Below are 15,079 nucleotides of genomic sequence, written 5' to 3'. Positions count from 1 at the left end.
GAGCCGCAGCCTGTCGTCACTCAGAGTTTCATAGCTTGGCACCGATCCGGGCGGCCGGGATGCTGGTGATCGTGCCGTCATGCTTGGTGAGGATGGCGTTGGGCATTGGATTATCCTTAAGCTGCAGGGGTTACGACGACGGCGGCTGAGATCGTCGCGCCGTTTACGAACTGGTTCGGTCCTGATCTCGTGAAGGCGACGCGGTAGGACACGGACCCGCTCAACTCGCCGAACTGCTGGCCTGACCAACTGCCGCCCGTTTCGATGGCGTAGCTGCCATTGGGAAGCTGCAACTCGCCCGAAGACATTTCGATGGGCCGAGAGAACAACAGACGCTCCGCACCTGATGTCTGCTCGTAGATCGAGACACTCCCGTAGACCGTGGCGTTGGCGGTCGTTAGCGAGCCGCCGTCGATGCTCCCGGTGCAGGTGATCAAGCTGCCGGCCTGAGTGTTCTCGAAGGGCGTGGAGATAGCGGCAGAGCCGCCAGCGCTCGACGCAAACCTTTTCACCCCGTTGGCTTTGCTGGCGCCCCCCAGTTCAGCCGTGCCGTAGTAGACCTTGCCGTCCGTCCCCATGCAGAACACGCCGTTCGTGCGGGTCGCCTGGGCTGCGGAGTTGCTGGACGGCCCGAACCAAAGGACCCAACCATTTCCTGGTCCAACGATCAGTCGGGCTTGACCCACATCGACATAGATCGGGCGCATGAAGAAGACTTCCCCGCCGATCAGCTTCATGGCGGTGACGACCTGTCCGCCGACGACGTTGCAGAATTCGAGAGCAGACGCGACCAGGCGACCGTAGGAGCTGGACCCTATCGTCCTGAACAGGAGCTGGAAGGGGTCGCCTCCCGATGCACCGATGATTTCGAATATCACGCTGGCCAGTCGGCTTTGTGCATCGGCCGCAACGGCGGCAGTGACGTTGAGTTGAGCCGCCAGCGCCGGAACCGCGCGATCTCCCTCCGTCACGGGCGAGAGGTCGCAGCTGTACCAGTCCAGCGTCTTGTTCTCGTTTGCGCCCTGAGGCAGGAAGCCGTCTTTCCAACGGCTCATCAGGTAAAGCTGCACGCTCGCCGTGTTCGGCAGCAAATCGACCCGCTTGCTGAAGCGATAGATTTTGCCGTCGCCCGACCCGCTGCCCGCGACATACCCGCCGGTGTCGGGGTCTTGGAAGAAACGGAGCACGCCGCCGTCGCCGAGATAGTTGAAGTTGGCGTCCATGCACTGGATCAGGACGCCCGCGCCCTGGAAGCCGGTCCCGGTCGGGCCGCCCCACGGGATGGCGATCTCCACTTCCAGATTGTAGGCACCCGCGCCCCTGAAGCCGCTGATGACCTGCTTCATGCCCAGGTCCTGCATGCTGGACACATACTGCATCCGGACAGGACGTCGGCCGTTCCATCCATCCACCGGGCCGAGGTTCGGCGTGCCGTTGGCGTTCGCCCAGTCATCCCACCCTGCCGGGCGCGGCTGACCGGCAGGCCAGTTCAGGAACCGACTGTTGTTCACGACGCTGGCGTTGGCCCCGACCGAGGCCGCCAGATTGGCGCTGATCGAAGCACGAGATGCGGCGGCGTCGGCGCCGGCCTGGGAAGAGAGAGCGGCGGCGGCCGAGTTGGCGGCGGCGGCGCTTTCGGTCACATCCTCATAGCGGAGGAAGGCAACCTCGGAGATGGAACCCGGATAGACCGAGGCGCCCCAACCTTGAAGGACGTAGGGCCGAATATAGGTGGCGCCCGGCGCATGCGCCTGCAACTGTTCGGTCGTCGGCTCCGATCCACCGATGTCATACCATCCATCAGCATGACGTTTGATGTTGCTGAACTCGGTCCACCATTGGTTCAGAATCGTGCCGTTGGCGTCATAGATCTGGAAGCCAAGCACCCACTGATGCGTGTCGTTCGGGCCGTTCTGGACGATCCGACCGCGCGAGCGGACCCGGTGTTTCCGTCCAGGCTTCAGGGCGATGACGCCCTTCGTGCCATATTCCGCAAACCCGTCACGGTTAACCACCTTCCCAATGCCGGCGATGGTCGGGAAAAAGACCTGATAGTTTATGTCGCCGAGGGCCAACCCAGGCCCGGTGACGGTGCCGAAATAGCGGCCGTTCTCTTCGAACGTCGAGGGCAAGGTGCTCTCCGCCGCACGCTGCGCAGTCGTGGCGCTGACCCCAGAACTGACGGACGCCGCATTCGCAGTCGCGGCCGAACTCGCCGATTGGTCGCGATAGGCCTGGGCCTGGCCGGCCGCCGTTCCCGCCGCGTTTGCAGACCCGCTCGACGACGAGGCGAACTCACCCGCCTGATTACGGTAGGCCAGAGCCTGAGAAGCGCTGGTCGCTGAGGCTGCAGCCGAGCCGCTCGACCCGTCACGCGCCACCTCGGCCGCGACCTTCGCCGCATTGGCGGCCGCAGCGCTGACGCCCGCTTCGTCGGCCTTTGTGCTCGCCATTCCGGCAGACGCGACCGATGCGGCGGCGGCGGCTGTCGCCGTCTTTTCCGCTTCGACATCCTCGGTCTCTATCGAGAGAGCCGCCGTGACGCCGACCATCGACCAGATTCGCAGCATCGTCCGGGTCCAGGCTGTGCCGGACGGAGGCAGATACTCGGCCGATAGCAATCGTGTGCCCTGGGCTGTTCCAGGGTTGACGTCCATCAGTTCCGCGCCGCCGATCTCGACGCCATCGGCGTTCCAGAACCACGCATAAAGCGTCACGCGGTTCTGCGACGCATCGCCGCCTTCGGCCATGCGCCGGATGCGGGCCGAATACCGGAAACGATGGCCTTCGGGCCGTGCAACCGCCTTCGCCGTGTTGAGATGCACGCCGACGCCGAAGTTGTTGACCTCGACGGTCGAGTTGATCGGGTAAATCTTGCCCGGATTGTCCGCGAAGACCTGGCGCAGGTTGGGCTGCCCGTTCAGCGTCGCCCATGAGTTGACCAGGAAGGCGTCCGGCGACAGCGCGGGCGAAGTGGCCAGAGGCGAGTTGGCGGCCGCCTGCGATGCGCCGGCCGACGAGGCGGAAAGGCCCGCCTGGGCTGTCGCCATCGCCGCTGCACCCTGCGCCGTATCACGCGCCGTCGCGGTCTCGTTTCTGTAGGTCTCGGCCTGCCCACGCGCAGCCTCGGCCGCATTCTTCGCGGATTGTGACGCTGCTGCCTGTAAGCCCGCTTGGGTCTCCGACGCGCTGGCGTTCGCGGCCGACTGCGCCGACGCGGCGGCATTCGCTCCCGCTTCATCGCGCGCGGCCTGGGCCTGCAGCTTCTGTTCCGTCGCAGCGGCGGATGCGGCCTCGGCGGCCGTCTTGAACCCGCCCGCCTGAGAGGCCGAGGACGCGCTCGCCCCGGCCGCCGCAACGGAGTCGGACTTCGCGGACAGAGCGCCCTGTTCGGCCGTGACCGCTCCGGCCTGGGCCAGGATCGCCTGGCTCGCCTTTTCGGCGGCGACGGCGGCATTCTGGGCCGAACTGGCCGTATCGCCATAGACCTCCTGAAGGTCCGCCACCGCCGCCGCGTTCGCCGCAGAAATCCCCTCGACGCCGACCAGCCTATCTGTGATCTCCGTCACCGCGATCCGCACCGGGCTCTCCGGCGACAGGTCGCCAGCGATCAGACCAGGTGCGGTATATGGCCCCAGGATGCGGCGACCGCTGGGCGCCACACCCTGCGGCGTCCAATAGGTGATGCCGATCCAGCAATGGCCGCCCGGCTGCATTCCCAAGATTGGCGCACGGACGACGCCATTGACCGGAGGCCCGTCGAAGGCAGCGTCCCAGGGGCCAGTCGCCGAGGCGCCATACTCGACCGTAACCCGGTGTGGGTTGATCGAACCGACCAGGCCGATGACCAGGAAGCCGGACTGCCGCGATCCGTCAGGCCCTTCCGTCAGTTCGGCAACGGTCCAGTCTCCAGCCGGCGGCTGCTGGATCGCCTGTTCCGAAACCGTCACCTGCAATGGGGCGGACGCGCGACCATCGGCCGTCATGACGACGATCTGCACCTGAGCGCTGGTCGCGTTGGTCGCCTCGGCAGGAAGCTCTCGGAGGGGCGGCAGGACCGCCGTCATCGCATTGGCGGGAAGGTCCGGCAACGACACCCAGGCGGCCGACTGGCCAGCCCCCGGTGTCTGGCGCCAGCGCAGGGTGAAGCCTGTGACAGGCGATCCGCGCCATGGAGGCATCGAGAACCCGATGCGCACGCCCTCTGCATCCGCCTGCCAACCCAGCAGGGTCGGCATAGGCGGGTCCATGGCGCGCTCGCGCGTCAGGCGGCTCTTCAGCGGCGGGATTGGTCCTGTCTCGGCCGCCATCAGCAGCGGCGCGACATAGCGGATGCCGACCAGGGTGGCGGTCAGATCAGGGCCGGGCGTGATGCCTATGACCTCGACGTCCTCGCTGATGCGCTCAGGCTCCCCGAAGGCGATCAGGTCGCCGCCGCGCGGGCTGACGTTGGCGTTCCGCAGATCGACGAAGCTGATCGTTCGCGTCACGACCGGCATGGACGTCGCAGGATTCACCACCGGAACGCCGGTCAGCACCTGGCCCGGCAGCCGAATATCCAGCGCATAGGTCCGGCCCGGCTCCATGCGGACCGGCTGGCTCAGGCGCAGGCCAGAGACCAGGCCGCCGGACCAGATGCGGTTCCGCACCGTGGCGTTCGCCGTGCCGACACGATCCCACGCCAGGCGAACCCGGTCGCCGAAGCGGCAGACGATATGCTCGATGTCTGTCGACCAGCTGTCGACGCGGCGCTGGTGGATGCGGGCCGCGAGGTTCCAACGACCGTCGCGATAGGCGCGCTCAAGAGTCTGCTGGCCTTCCAGGCGCAAGGCTTCGACCAGCGTCGCCGCCTCGATGCCGTTCGCAGCGTCGGCCGTCTCGCCATATCCATCGGCATAGACATAGACCTCGTCCGCCTCGCCACCCTGTTCGATGTTCTGGAACTCGACGCGCAGGGCGTGGACCGGATCGGGGAAGACGATCTCCCAGCGGTGATCCTTCAGGTTCGACCCGGCGAACAACTGACGTGGCGCGGGCTTTTCCGTCCAGGGGGACGCCACCAGCTGGGTTCCGTCCCAGAACAGACTGGCGCGGCCGTTCATCCCGAGCAGTTGCAAGACGGCGTCCTGCTTCCGGTCCTCGGTCAGATAGAGATGGGCCTTCCAGTCATACTGGTCGCACAGGGCGGCCCAGGTCCGCAGACCCACGTCCGCCTGCGCCGAGGACAGGGGCAAGGCGGGGGCCGGACCCGTCATCAGCCAGCGCGTCACGGCGGCCGGGTTGGAGGTCGGCACCGGCGCGCCCCAGGCGTTGCCGGTCCAGGTCTCGCAGATCGGGATGATGCAGCAGGTCAGGGGCGCGAGGCTGCCCTGATTGAGAGCCGAAGCCCTGACGGCGAACTCGATCAGCGAGAGGGTTTCGTCCGCCACGGGTTTGCGGAAGGCGATGGCCCGGATCGCCGTCCAACCGATGTCAGTCTTGCGCTTGGCGTTCGTGTCTTCCAGCCTGGAGCGAACGACTTCGAACTCGTAACGGCCCAGCGGCAGGCTGATCGATTGGGTGAAGCGCCAGGGGTCGCTGGACGCCGAGGTCAAAGGAACTGTCAGGCCGCTCTGCCAAGCGCCGCCGCCCGTCGGGACGCCGTTCTGATCGATCGGTCGATAGCGGATCGTCACGGTCACGGACGCGGCGATCTTCCGCCCGTCGTCCTTCGCGAAATACAGGCCCTGCGGCATGAAGAAGTCGAACTCGAACCGTTCGCCTTCGGCCGAGCCGGCGCGCACCACAGGCGTCGCGCCCGATACGGTCGCGGCAAGCTCCTCCTGCAGGTCCAGCTGGTCGGTATCGTTGGCTACGATGCTGAAGGTGCGGGGGCCAGGGGTCAGGTGGTAGGCGACCCGCACATCGTTGGCGCCCATCGAACTGACCAGCGTGTCGCCGATCTTTAGGTCTGTCGCCGTGCAGGGGCCATAGTGGAGTCCGAGGATGCCGTAGATCCACTGATCCTCGCCATGCGCCTGGGTGAAGGTCTTGACCGCGAGGTCGGGCGCCACGACCACCTCGCCCAGCGCCAGGGGCATGGCGCCCCATTGCCGATACTGGTTGGACGCCGAGGACAGGGCGTAGCGGTCGTTCGTCTTGGTGACGTTGGTCTCGGGCTTGAAGATCGCGGCGACCGCCATCTGCCCGGCCGTCAGGATGGCGGCGGCCGCGACCTGCCGCGCCAGCATGGGCCAGGCCTGCAACGGCCCCGCCGGGCCGCCGACCCACATGCTCACCGCGATCACCGCGATGGTCAGCAGGATCTGACCGATTTCCTTCTTGCCGCCGCTGCCGCCGCCCAGCGGTTCGACCACGACGTTGATCACCTGGCCCTCGTGCAGGACCATCGTCAGGGCGTCCTCGCGGTCCAGCCGGACGCCGTCGACATAGACATTGGTCCGCGCGAGGTCGTCGAGCTTCAGGTGTCCCCGGCTGACGGCCGAGGCCAGCATGGTCCGCACCGTGCAGCCGGCCGGCGCCTCGACGTAGGTCGTCGTGCGCGCGAACGGCTCCGGTGACAGCACGATAGGAACGCTGCCGTCAGCCATGAGACCTCACGAAAGTCTGGCCGCGCCGTCAGGCGTGGCGAATGTCTGTGACGAAGGCCGGGACGAAGGCGCCCTTCAGCCTGTAGGCGGCGGCCGGATCAGTCAGATCGAACGTCGCCGTGCCGACCCGGATGTCGGCGTGGAGGATGCGGGTCTGGGACAGCATGAAGCCGACGTGTCCCGATTGACCCAGCCAGGAGAGCAGGGCGACCGCACCGGCCTGGGCTTCGACAGGACGCCACGTTGCGCCCAATCCTTCAGCAAGCAGCCGCGCGCGCTCGCGGCGACCGCCTGGCGAAACGATGCCGGCGGCGTAGAGGTCGAGATAGTCGGGAACGGCGACGTCACACCATTCCCTCAGGCACCAGCGCGCCAGCCCCCGGCAGTCCCAACCGTCCGGCGTGTCGCCCTTCGGCAGGAAGGGGCGGCCGATCAGGCCCGCCGCCCTCTCTTCGAGGTCGGACGGGACGACCATCTGCATGGTCAGAACATGCCCGGCACAGTGGATGGGACGTATTTCACCGCGCACGCCGGCTCTTCGCTGAAGTCCCGAGGCCGGATCACGGCGCTGACCTGCATCGCGTCGCCCTCGACATTCGGCACCTTGGCACCCAGCACCGCCTGTTCCACGACATCGGGCGCCTCGACGCAGACAAGCGAGAGGTCGATCTCGGGCGGCGTCAAGGCGGCGTCGCACGCCTCCTCGACGCGCCGGTCCACATTGCCGATGGTCAGTTTGCCCTTGCCGAAAGGATCTTCCTTGCTGGCGCCGTGCCAGACCAGTTCGAACGGGAAGTGGGGATAGTCGACCCCGTTGGACGTTATCCCCTCGGGCCAGTCCGTGACGGAAATCGGCGTGGGGTCCGCGTCGGAACGGATGACGATCAGCTGCGCGACCGGGTCTTCCTCGCGCCGCCAGGCGGCTTCGATCATGTCCTCGGTGACGTCGGTCATGCCGTCTCCATCCAAAGACCGACCTGCATGATACAGGTGGGCCCGCGCTGCTCGGTCATCACAGGCGCGCCGTCGGCAGCCCAGCTGGCGACGCACAGTCGGTCGGTGTCGGGTTCGACCATCCAGAAGTCGCCCGGCCCTTCGCGCCAGAACTTTTCCAGCTCTGACCGCTCGACGCCGTCGCAGCGGATTTGCCCGACGAACTTCCGCACCGGATCAAGGGCGGTGCGGCGGGATTTCGGCCGGCCCGCGCCGGCCTGATACTCGACCCTGCCGGGCTGGGGTTCGCCGCCGGCGCCGTTGCGGAAAGGCTTGAGGATGTCGGGCCAGGCCAGAAAGGCGAGGTCCGGGTCGTCGTGGCGGCCTGGCGTCCAAAGCAGGGGCGCCGTCCGGCTGGGTTCGACGACCGCCAGCATCGGCTTCAGCGCCAGGATCACGACGGTCTGGTTCGCAGCCGAGGACTGCGCCTCGATCCAGAAGCTGGCCCGCGCTGTCGCCGCCGGGGCGACCTCGCGCTGCTGAACCGTGTAGAAGCTGCCGCGAACGCCTGCGCGGCCGGGGGCATGACCAGCGATCTCAGGCGCGCGGACGGTCAGGGGCCGTTTCTCGATCACGCCGCCCGCGCCATTGTAGAAGATGACGAAGGCTTTCGGCGCGGCCGGCGTCTCCACCGTCCCCAGCAGACCCAAGGCCGCCGCCGACAGTTCCACCGTCTGCCCTGCCTCCACCGGCACGCGATCCGACGCCGCAGGCTGGATTTCGACCGGCGCCCCTGACGTCGGCACGACCTTGGACGCCCTCAGGACGGCCCGGCCGGGTGCGCCCCGCGCTTGTTCGTCGACGGACAGCGCGCCGGCCGAGACCCAGTGCGCTGCGCCCTGGAGGAAACCGGCGTTCCACAGACCGTTGGCCATCAGCGATCCTTGCCTCTAGGGGTCTGGCTGTATGACTTCGCCAGAGAACCGTCTGCGCCCATCTTGCCGACGGCCTTGCGAACGAGCGGCTCAAGGATAACGTCGATGCCCTCCGGCGACAGCCGCGTCGTCGCCTGCAGTTTCTCCGAGCCGTTGTTCACGACCGTCACGGGCATGTTGAAGGTCGGCTGCAGCACGGCGCCGCCCCGACCGCCCGCCGACGTCGCGTCGCGCAGCATCCGCTCCGTCCGCTCGGTGTCGTAAATCCGCGCGCCGGCCGGCATGTCCATCAGCTCCAGGCCGTATTCCCCGACCGGGACCAGACCGCGTGATGGGTTCAGACCGCCGCGCGCCTTGCCCGCCTTGATCGGCGTCTTGCCCGAACCGCCAAGTCCAGCCGATCCCATGATGTTGTTCATCAGGTTTCCGATGAAGCCGCCGCCGCTGGCCTTGCCGCCCCCGAACAGGGCGTTCGTCAGGGGCTGGATGAACATCTGCTGGATCGCGACCTCCAACAGCGCGTCCTTGATGCGCCCCAGGGCATCGATCCCGGCGCGCCCCATCCGCATCAATGCGTCACCCGCGCCATCTGCATTCTTCCAGGCGTCCATCAGACCCTTGTTCATGCCGTCCAAGGCGTCCAGGGCCTCCCCCTGAAGCCACTCCTGGGTCTGAGGCCCTGTCATTTGATGCTCGCGCCAAGCCGCATAGGGGCCGGCGTTGTCACGAATGACCCGATCACGCTGGGCGGCATGGAGCGCAGGAAGACGATCAAGCGCAGCGACCAGACCAGCCCGTTTCACGGCGTCCTCTTCGGCAGCGATCGCCACTTCAAGTTCCGCCTTCTGGCGGCGCTGGGCGATGTCCAACAAGTCCAACTCGATGGCCCGGCGCTCATCCGACGTCCGGGCGCTGGAAGAGGCGAGTGATAGAATTTCGCTTTGGATCTCCGAGTAGGCTCGTTCGGCTTCAAGCGCAGACTGCTGCTGCGCCAAAGTCATGTCGCGGATGATGCGACGGTCCTCCGCCGCATCCGCCTCCGCGTTCATGTCCTCGATATTCTTCAGCAGAAGACGCCGCCGCTCATCAAGCGCGCCCTTGATCTCCAGCTCCTTACGTAACGCCTCGATCTTCGCGTCGCGTTCCTTGCGATCCAACGCTGCCAGACTCTTGGCGAGCTGAGCACGATCTTCCGGCGCATCGCCCGCCCAACGTTCCCGCGTCACATCCCGCCGAGACGATGACACCTCGCGGTCGAGCTGCTCATAGAGGCGTTCGATTTCCTTCTGGCGGCGTTCTGCTTCTTGTGCTGCCCCATCAACCTTAGCCCCACCTTTTGGTGTGGGCGGAGGTTTTGGTCTGTCGCGCCCGCCTGCTAACCATTGACGCACGGCATGCGCCTGTCGCTGTGCCGCCGGGTCATCGACATCGACGCCAGTCGTGCCGGCATCGATCCCTGATTGGCGTTGCGCACCCCGCGTCATACCGGCGGCCCATGCGTCGGAGAACATGGCGTTGTTGTTGAACGGCAGAAACCGCATCCAGCTTTGGAACGAAGCCGCCCACCCCGGCCCCTTGTTTTGGACGCGATCCATCTCGACCGAGAAATTTCCAAGCCAAGCGCCCGCGTTGGCCAGCGCCGTCGCTAACGGCTCGACCGCAGAGTACGCGAGAACCTTCAGCTGCTGACCAGCAAGTTCCGCCTTTCGATCTGCCGCGTCCAACTTGGCGACAGTCTCAGAATCCAAGACGACACCTAAATCCTTCGAGGCGCTAAGCAGATCCCGAAGGCCCTGCTCGCCAAGACGCAGAGCCGGCAAGGATGCCTCGATGCCGAAAGCCCTCATCGCCGCAACCTGTTCAGAACGGTCGGTGATCAGCTCGAGGCGACCTGCAATCATCAGCATCAGCTGATCGGCCGTCTGGATGCTGTCCAGATCGCCCTTGCTGATCTGAAGCTTTTCGAACCAGGGCTTCAGCTTGGCGTCGCCGATGCCGGCCTTGAACTTGCCCAGGACGCCGTTCAGTCGCTCGAGGTCGCCCTCCAAGGCTTGGACGGGCACCCCGGCCTCGTCGGCGACATAGCGCCATTGCTGCAAGGCCTCGGTGCCGACCCCGATGCGCTCCGCCGAATCCGTCAAGGCGGCGGCGGCCTGGGTCGCCTCATTGGCGACGCGGACCGCCGAGGCCGCCCCGACGGCGACCGCCGCGAAGGCCGCCGCCGCCGCCATGCCCCAGCCGCCCATGGATTGCAGCACGGAACCCACCGGACCGGCGCGAGACGCGAATCCTTCCAAACCGGAGCGGGCCTCGCGGACGCCGGTGTCCAGGGCCTTGATCCCGCCCGTCGGCTGACGCATCGCGCGGTCAAGCTCACGCGCCATGCGACTGCCGGCCGGACCGATGCTGGCCAGCTCAGAGCGGACCTCTTCGGCGCCCTTCAGCGAAAGCCGCAGATTGATGCCGCCGCCGTCCGCCATCGGTTCAGTCTTTCACTTCGGCGTCAGCCTTGGCCTGTTCGGCCTCGGCCTCGGCCTCGAGGCGGCCGGCCTCGATCGCGCGGAACGCCGTGAAGGCGGCGCCGAAGTCCAGCTGATCGCCGCCGCCTTGACCTTCGAACACGAGCAGGGCGTCGCGATAGCGCAGACCGGCGACGGCGCCGGCCATGCCCGCCCGCTCCCACAAGCCGGCGGCGCCGCTGGCGATATCCCAAGCCGCCACGCCCTCCGGCGTCAGGGGGGCATTCTTCAGACGGGGACAGAGTCCGCCCTCGATCGATCCACCCTTGGCGCAGAGGTCGGATTCGTCGGCGCAGGCCCGGCAGCGCTCAGCCCCGCCGCTCCAGTGATCCTTGGCCAGGGCGCGCAGCCGGACGGTCTCCGCGCCCATGGGGCGGCGCGGCTGGTCAATCCAAGCCAGGAACGGGGCGAGCAAAGGCGCCCCACCGCCCGGCGCGCCGAACACCAGGGCGTCGTGAATGGCCGAGGGGTCGGTCGGATCCAGCTTTTCAGCCGTCTGAGGATGGTCGATCCCCTCCCAGTCGATCAGGCAAAGACGGGCGTAGCGGCTCGCCGTCAGCAAGGAGCTGTAGCCGACAAGCTGGTCCAGGCTGAGCACGTGATCGCCGCCAGCCATCGCGCCGTCCAGTCCCAGCGCCTCCAACTCGGCGCGGCCCTGATAGATGCGAGACATGGCCTGGGAGACATCCGCCGTGACGATCATCCTGTCCGCGCCGTCAGGCCGTCGCAGGAGCCATCTGACACCGGGCGCCAGCGGCGTCCATTCAGGCTCAGCCGGCGACCAGGCGTCGTGTTTCGGCCGCATCAGGTGTAGCTCGGCGTTGTGTTGGTCAGCACTGCCGTAACCATTGAGGCGTTGGCTCCGATCTCGGCGCGACCGCGCAGGGGCACGTCCAGACGACCGGGGCCGCTGGCGCCGATGCCGACGCGGGCGAAGCGGACATTGCGGATCGTCAGGGCCAGTTTCAGTGACGGCGACAACACCCATTCCAGATCGAAATCGGAGGCGTCCTGGACAACACCGCCAACCGGAACCCTGCCGAGATCGCGCATGGCGGCGCCCTTGAAGCGGCCGGTGATGTTGATGGCCGCCGTCCGACCTTCCAATGCGACGTCATCGACGAACTTGGACCCGGCGTAGCTGTCTTCGCCCAGGACGTTCGCAATGGTGGCGTCGCCCGAGATGACGGCGGCAAGCTGGGTGCCGCCGCGCTTAATCGTGCCGACCGCGCGCGGAACGCGGCTGTTGATGGTCGGGGTCTCCGGTGCGCCCGCGATCGAGGCCCCGTACTGTTCAAGCGCCTCCCGCGCGAAATAGTCGGCGGTGACGCGGGTGTAGCCCCGATCCGATCCGATGGGGAACTGCAGCGAGCGGGCGACAGCGCCGGTCGCGCCGTCGAACTGACCGGCCGCCAACTTCCGCTCGAATGTCCGACTGGGCACGACCGTCGTCGCGCTGTCGAAGGTGTGAACATAGGGGCCAGCGCCCGTCGTCGCCGGCAGGCCAAGCAGCTCGGTCAGGACAAAGCCGATCTGCGCCAGATCCAGCGGCCAGGCCACGCGAAGCGAGGCGCGATGGATGTCCGGGGCAGCAGGCCGGGCGTCGATCGAGTTGGCGAATCCGCCGCCCATCAGTTCGTCGTCCTGGGGCTCTTCCTGAGGCGAGGGCGTCCAGTCGTAAAAGTGACGACGGAAGAAGGTCTGCCCCGGCGCGGCGGCCGGCGTGGTCAGGGCCGTCTGAGAGGCGCTGTAAAGTTCGGCCAGACGGCCGCGCGGATCGTTCGAAGTCGTCATGACGGAGGCTCCGTTAGAGGAAGGTCAGGCCGTCCAGGAATGGACGAAGGGCTGGGCCAGCTCGACCTCGACGTCGGTGGCGACCCGGACATGGTCGGTCGCCAGCAACACCTTGGCGTCGGCGTCAGAAACCGCGATCACCTGACCGTGGACGAGGCGTCGTTCGGCATCATCCTTGATTACGGCCAAGTGCTGGACAGCCGGGACGGGCGCGACGCCGCCTTTGCGACCATCACCATCGTGGTCGAGAGGGTCGCGCGGGGATGGGGGCGCTGACGCCGCTGACGAACCGGGTTTGTCGGCGGCGACGTTGTCGATGTCTTTTGGCATCGAAGTCTCCTTCAGGAAGCCGCGTCGCGGCCGGTGTAGAGGATGCGGATCGGGATCAGGGCGGTGGCTGACGGCAAGGCGTTGACGAACGCCACGTCGTCATCGCGAGCGGGCGGCATCACCTCGGCATAGACTTCAGCCTCGACGCCAAGCGTGCGGTTCTGAGCAATCAGATCGGCGATCAGCCGGACGCCTTCGTCGCGAGCCTGACGGCGGGCGGCGCGCAGGGCTTCCAATGTGTCGCCAACGCCCGGCTTGGCCTGGACGGCGTAGGCGATGATCGGAGTGAACTCGAGTTCTTCGCCAGCCTCATCGATCTCAGCGCCCCTGACGAAGGCCAGCGTTTCTGGCGTGGCGTCCTGGACGGCCAAGGCGTGCAGCAGTTCCCCCGCGATCGGCGCAGCGCCCATGCGGGTTAGCCAATGCGACGGCTCCGGCTCATCAAGAGCCGCCGGCGGCAATGAGGGTTCACCAGCCGTCAACGCCACGAGGGCTTGAAGGAGAGCCTCGCGATTGGTCATCAGCCGCCCTCTCTTTGATCCACCGCCAGCTCGCCCATCAAGGCGTGGACGAAGTCGCTGGCGAAGTTCTTCATGATCTCGTCGAGCAGCGCCTGCCCTTTGATCCGCTTGCGTAAGGTCGCGGTCTTGGCGAGGGCGAACAGCGGGGTCGGCGGCTTGGACAGACCCTTGGCCTTGCGTCCCGTCGGGGTCAGCGCCCGCTTGTCCGCCGCCACCAGCACACCCGTCTGGCGATCCGGCGCGATGATTGGGACCAGATCCACGCCCATGGCCCGCGCCACCTGCTCGACGTAGGAATCGTCCTTCTCAAACCGACCCCAGGCGTTGCGGCCGATCAGGCCCTTCTTCTTCTGTTTCTGAAGGCGACGGACGATCGCCTTCGCCGGTCCCAGGGGGATGGCCAGGAACTGGGCGTTGCCGGCGACCTTGATGACGGTCGCCTCTTCGAACACCGAGATCAGCATCCCCGCGCGGGTGTAGATCCAGCCGGCGACATCGAGGCTGTTCTTGTCCCGGGGATAGGCGTTGCCGCGCCATGTGTTCGCCAGAGAGCGGGCGTTGTGGAAGCCACCGGCGATGATGTCCGCCCTCAGCCGACCCTTGCCGGCCTCGACCACCCGGTTCATCGCTCGCCAGTAGGCGCCGTGCAGCGCCTTCAGCTGGTCATCGATGGAGGCCTGAAGCTTGCCTTGTAGAGCAAGGCCCAGATCGCCGGCCGAGGCGTCCTCGACCGTCAGCTTAACCGCCGCGCCGCCCTCGCTGTAGCGACCGATCCGCGACGGACGCGACGCCCCGCTGTCGGCCGTCGCCAGGCCCCAGGCCGAACGGCCCGAAAGACTGGCCATCAGCGACTAACTGGACAGAGCCAGTCGCGGCCGTTCTGCTGAGCGTCGCGCCACGGCTCTCCATGCACGACCGCCTGAACGCCGCCTACAACGAAAACATCGCCCGACCGTGGCGGCTGGCCAGGCCGGCGGATTTCAGCTTCGGCGACCGAGATCCGCACGACATCGGCTAAGTCGATCATGGACATCCCGCCGATCGAACCCGCCTGCTCGACGCGATCGAACATCGCCGCCACCGTCGTCGCAAACACGCTTGGGCGAGACCAGATCGCCGCCGCGTCATCGGACAGTTCAGCAAAGACAGTAGCGTCGAGATCGGCCATCAAATCGCCGAAACCCGCCATGGCTGATCAACCAATGCGAGCCGAGCCAAGCCGCGTCGCTGCGCGCTCGACTTCTTCGGTCGAACCGAAGCGGATTTTTCCGGACCGCTCCAGGGCAAAGGCGCGCCGCTTGGGCACGGAAACGGCCATCCCCCTGCGCAGACGTTCTCCGCCGGCGCCCAGCAGCTTCGAGGTCGACAGGATCGCGTCAACGCGTTCTTCCTCGCCGCCATCCGCAGGCGGGCCACGACGTGCGCGAGGAGGCTTTGCCGCCTTATCGGCCGCCGCC

General features: G+C 66.9%; 12 protein-coding genes. 1 reads left to right on the top strand and 11 read right to left on the bottom strand.

Annotated features, from left to right (window positions below; translation table 11 throughout):
* Positions 1-116: 116 nt before the first annotated feature.
* From gpJ to B3Z70_RS15345, 7 genes are all read right to left on the bottom strand, one after another.
* Positions 117-6,590 (bottom strand): TipJ family phage tail tip protein, encoded by a 6,474-nt coding sequence (gene gpJ / locus B3Z70_RS15375; RefSeq protein WP_292045868.1) that lies wholly within the window; start codon positions 6,588-6,590, stop codon positions 117-119.
* A 28-nt stretch (positions 6,591-6,618) separates the two neighbouring features.
* Complete coding sequence (locus tag B3Z70_RS15370) at positions 6,619-7,071, bottom strand: hypothetical protein (protein ID WP_292045867.1); 453 nt, start codon at positions 7,069-7,071, stop codon at positions 6,619-6,621.
* Between the two features lie 2 nt (positions 7,072-7,073).
* On the bottom strand, positions 7,074-7,544 hold the full coding sequence (locus B3Z70_RS15365) for a hypothetical protein (protein ID WP_292045866.1): 471 nt from the start codon (positions 7,542-7,544) through the stop codon (positions 7,074-7,076).
* Positions 7,541-8,458: a hypothetical protein gene (locus B3Z70_RS15360; RefSeq protein ID WP_292045865.1), complete on the bottom strand. Its 918-nt coding sequence runs from the start codon at positions 8,456-8,458 to the stop codon at positions 7,541-7,543. Before B3Z70_RS15360 ends, B3Z70_RS15365 begins: the two co-directional genes overlap by 4 nt.
* Positions 8,458-10,938 carry a hypothetical protein gene (locus B3Z70_RS15355; RefSeq protein WP_292045864.1) on the bottom strand — a complete coding sequence of 827 codons (2,481 nt, stop codon included), beginning with the start codon at positions 10,936-10,938 and terminating at the stop codon, positions 8,458-8,460. The genes B3Z70_RS15360 and B3Z70_RS15355 overlap by 1 nt, the downstream gene beginning before the upstream one ends.
* A gap of 4 nt (positions 10,939-10,942) precedes the next feature.
* A complete protein-coding gene (locus B3Z70_RS15350; RefSeq protein WP_292045863.1) occupies positions 10,943-11,680 on the bottom strand; it encodes a hypothetical protein in 738 nt (245 codons plus the stop codon).
* 101 nt (positions 11,681-11,781) lie between these two features.
* Positions 11,782-12,771 (bottom strand): phage tail tube protein, encoded by a 990-nt coding sequence (locus tag B3Z70_RS15345; protein ID WP_292045862.1) that lies wholly within the window; start codon positions 12,769-12,771, stop codon positions 11,782-11,784.
* A gap of 39 nt (positions 12,772-12,810) precedes the next feature.
* On the opposite strand from B3Z70_RS15345, the gene B3Z70_RS15340 reads away from it, so the two are divergent.
* A complete protein-coding gene (locus B3Z70_RS15340) occupies positions 12,811-13,047 on the top strand; it encodes a hypothetical protein (protein ID WP_292045861.1) in 237 nt (78 codons plus the stop codon).
* A 65-nt stretch (positions 13,048-13,112) separates the two neighbouring features.
* On the opposite strand, the gene B3Z70_RS15335 is transcribed toward B3Z70_RS15340, so the two are convergent.
* From B3Z70_RS15335 to B3Z70_RS15320, 4 genes are all read right to left on the bottom strand, one after another.
* Positions 13,113-13,622 carry a hypothetical protein gene (locus tag B3Z70_RS15335; RefSeq protein ID WP_292045860.1) on the bottom strand — a complete coding sequence of 170 codons (510 nt, stop codon included), beginning with the start codon at positions 13,620-13,622 and terminating at the stop codon, positions 13,113-13,115.
* A complete protein-coding gene (locus tag B3Z70_RS15330; protein WP_292045859.1) occupies positions 13,622-14,467 on the bottom strand; it encodes a DUF6441 family protein in 846 nt (281 codons plus the stop codon). The genes B3Z70_RS15335 and B3Z70_RS15330 overlap by 1 nt, the downstream gene beginning before the upstream one ends.
* Complete coding sequence (locus B3Z70_RS15325; protein ID WP_292045858.1) at positions 14,467-14,811, bottom strand: head-tail joining protein; 345 nt, start codon at positions 14,809-14,811, stop codon at positions 14,467-14,469. Before B3Z70_RS15325 ends, B3Z70_RS15330 begins: the two co-directional genes overlap by 1 nt.
* Positions 14,812-14,817: 6 nt before the next feature.
* A partial coding sequence (locus B3Z70_RS15320) for a hypothetical protein (RefSeq protein ID WP_292045857.1) occupies positions 14,818-15,079 on the bottom strand: 262 nt, incomplete at its 5' end.

Source organism: Brevundimonas sp. UBA6550, assembly GCF_002434505.1.
Lineage (GTDB): Bacteria > Pseudomonadota > Alphaproteobacteria > Caulobacterales > Caulobacteraceae > Brevundimonas.
This window is presented reverse-complemented; position numbering and strand designations above follow the sequence as displayed.

Bases quoted from the DNA above. Each gene is read 5' to 3' on its own strand.
- gpJ (WP_292045868.1), bottom strand. From the start codon at position 6,590: ATGGCTGACGGCAGCGTTCCTATCGTGCTGTCACCGGAGCCGTTCGCG.
- B3Z70_RS15370 (WP_292045867.1), bottom strand. From the start codon at position 7,071: ATGCAGATGGTCGTCCCGTCCGACCTCGAAGAGAGGGCGGCGGGCCTG.
- B3Z70_RS15365 (WP_292045866.1), bottom strand. From the start codon at position 7,544: ATGACCGACGTCACCGAGGACATGATCGAAGCCGCCTGGCGGCGCGAG.
- B3Z70_RS15360 (WP_292045865.1), bottom strand. From the start codon at position 8,458: ATGGCCAACGGTCTGTGGAACGCCGGTTTCCTCCAGGGCGCAGCGCAC.
- B3Z70_RS15355 (WP_292045864.1), bottom strand. From the start codon at position 10,938: ATGGCGGACGGCGGCGGCATCAATCTGCGGCTTTCGCTGAAGGGCGCC.
- B3Z70_RS15350 (WP_292045863.1), bottom strand. From the start codon at position 11,680: ATGATCGTCACGGCGGATGTCTCCCAGGCCATGTCTCGCATCTATCAG.
- B3Z70_RS15345 (WP_292045862.1), bottom strand. From the start codon at position 12,771: ATGACGACTTCGAACGATCCGCGCGGCCGTCTGGCCGAACTTTACAGC.
- B3Z70_RS15340 (WP_292045861.1), top strand. From the start codon at position 12,811: ATGGACGAAGGGCTGGGCCAGCTCGACCTCGACGTCGGTGGCGACCCG.
- B3Z70_RS15335 (WP_292045860.1), bottom strand. From the start codon at position 13,622: ATGACCAATCGCGAGGCTCTCCTTCAAGCCCTCGTGGCGTTGACGGCT.
- B3Z70_RS15330 (WP_292045859.1), bottom strand. From the start codon at position 14,467: ATGGCCAGTCTTTCGGGCCGTTCGGCCTGGGGCCTGGCGACGGCCGAC.
- B3Z70_RS15325 (WP_292045858.1), bottom strand. From the start codon at position 14,811: ATGGCGGGTTTCGGCGATTTGATGGCCGATCTCGACGCTACTGTCTTT.